At 41.7% G+C, this 1739-nt stretch carries 4 protein-coding genes and 1 pseudogene; 3 read left to right on the top strand and 2 right to left on the bottom strand.

Features of this window, described 5'->3' with window-relative positions; genetic code table 11:
* Window positions 1–33: 33 nt before the first annotated feature.
* Window positions 34–210 (bottom strand): annotated as a pseudogene (locus L1D55_RS27145) (transposase); the annotation flags it as partial.
* 167 nt (window positions 211–377) lie between these two features.
* Here L1D55_RS27145 and L1D55_RS27150 point away from each other — a divergent pair.
* The 3 genes from L1D55_RS27150 to L1D55_RS27160 all read left to right on the top strand — a co-directional run bounded on the left by L1D55_RS27150 (window position 378) and on the right by L1D55_RS27160 (window position 1329).
* On the top strand, window positions 378–581 hold the full coding sequence (locus tag L1D55_RS27150; protein ID WP_004738556.1) for a YaeP family protein: 204 nt from the start codon (window positions 378–380) through the stop codon (window positions 579–581).
* A gap of 1 nt (window position 582) precedes the next feature.
* The gene (locus tag L1D55_RS27155; protein WP_239919502.1) at window positions 583–774 is read left to right on the top strand and encodes a DUF4250 domain-containing protein; all 192 of its coding nucleotides are present in this window, start codon (window positions 583–585) and stop codon (window positions 772–774) included.
* 228 nt (window positions 775–1002) lie between these two features.
* Window positions 1003–1329, top strand: a complete 327-nt coding sequence (locus L1D55_RS27160) for a hypothetical protein (protein ID WP_008222921.1) — start codon at window positions 1003–1005, stop codon at window positions 1327–1329.
* A gap of 253 nt (window positions 1330–1582) precedes the next feature.
* Here L1D55_RS27160 and L1D55_RS27165 read toward each other — a convergent pair.
* A partial coding sequence (locus tag L1D55_RS27165) for a transposase (protein WP_239919503.1) occupies window positions 1583–1739 on the bottom strand: 157 nt, incomplete at its 5' end.

A 1739-nucleotide genomic window follows, 5' to 3' on the forward strand; every position in this document is an offset into this window, starting at 1 on the left:
CTAGTTCTTGCTCTCGCTGACTAGTACTGGTGTCTTTCTTCGAGGACTAGTACTGGTGTCTTTCTTCGAGTTCTTTCGCCACCCGTAGATTTGAGATTCATGTAAAGAAAGCTGTCTTGCTGTCGCAGCTACTCCCACTTTATCTGCTAACTTCAGGGTTTCTGCTTTAAATTCAGGGGAATGTTTAATTCTAGTTTTCTTAGTTGTCATTGTTCACCTCGTTAGTGATTGTACTCACTTAACTCAGTGTCCAAAACTGCTGGGGCGGATCAATATTGAGCAAGGACAAACTAACTCTGATCTTCGTCAGATCCGCTTTGTTTTTGCTTATCTCTATGTGTATATTGAGATCAGTTATCATTTGGTTAGGTATAAAAATGAAAGTATACGATTGTTGTGATTTGGTACGTGAACTGTACTCTCAAATTGGTAGTGGCGACCAAGGCTACATCCCTCAAGCTATCACCTGCGCAGTAAAAACATTAAACGACCTTGCAGCAGATGAATCTCTTCCTAAAGAAGCTCGCGAACGTGCGGCATTCGCAGCTGCTAACCTACTCATCTCAGATTTCGAGGACTAATATGAACCTCGCTAATTTTGAAAAGATGGATCCTGTTATGTTGATGAGCATCGTCAACATGAAGCTACGTGACGACTTCGGCGGAGATTTAGACCGAGTGGTTAACTTCTACGAAATCGACAAAGCCGCATTAATCGCTAAACTTGCCTCAGCGGATTTTGAATACCTGCCAGAAGCAAAACAGTTCAGATAATGGTGTGAATTCAGCTTGATAGACAAAGGCCAACTCGATGTTGGTCTTTTTTATTGGTGTCAACCTTAGCCAATACAGCCTTCAGAATATAAATTATCTCCTCCTTACTCTCTTTTTATATCTTAGACTCTAAGAACGCGCCTTGAATCGTAGCGTGTAGTTGTATAGGCTACCTCAAATAGCATATAAAAACTCATCACCCAACTTGATGATAGTGAAGGATTAACAATGAAAAGACTCGGACTTTTGGCAGTGTTCGCTGCAACGCTTACTGCGGGTTGCGCTTCAAATACTCAGCAAGACAATTTTCGTGAAGCCTCTTTTGAGCTGTGTAATACTGAAGTCGATATTTACTCTGTAAGCCACGATGAAAGAGTACGTATCGTCTGTTCTGATGGCTCTAAATTCGCTTTAAACAGCGAAGATACGCTAGAAGTAATGCGTGACATCAACATCGACTACTGCGATGGCGAAGGCTTGGGTAAGTTTAATGAAAGCCGTCATTACTACTCGTTCAAGTGTAAATCAGGCACTCTACTTAGCATCAAAAAGTAGAACCAACACAAAGAAATACAAAGGGTTAATGTGAAAGCATTAGCCCTTTTTAGTACCTGCTTCTCTTTACTCTCATCTCTCGACCATCAGATACAAAAAAGGCTCCCAACAGGAGCTTTTCAAATCGTATTTTTCAATCAAATAGCTTTAGTTCAAGGAAAAAGCGCGGAGTATTCAGCCCCCTTCCCTAAAGTAAATTACCACCTTCTAAAGAAGGTGGCTTTGTGTGAGCCCCCTAAAAGGGGGCCTTTGTTTAGTCCAACGCCAGTTGCTGCTGCTCCACGCGCTCTTTTTTCTCTTGATGTCTTACATAGCGTCGAATGATTTCTTCATTAACCCCTACGCTATCGACAAAATAGCCCCTTTGCCAAAAGTGGTTACCCCAGAGTTTGTTTCTCCTTAAATATGGA

Source organism: Vibrio sp. Isolate22 (genome assembly GCF_022398115.1).
Lineage (GTDB): Bacteria > Pseudomonadota > Gammaproteobacteria > Enterobacterales > Vibrionaceae > Vibrio.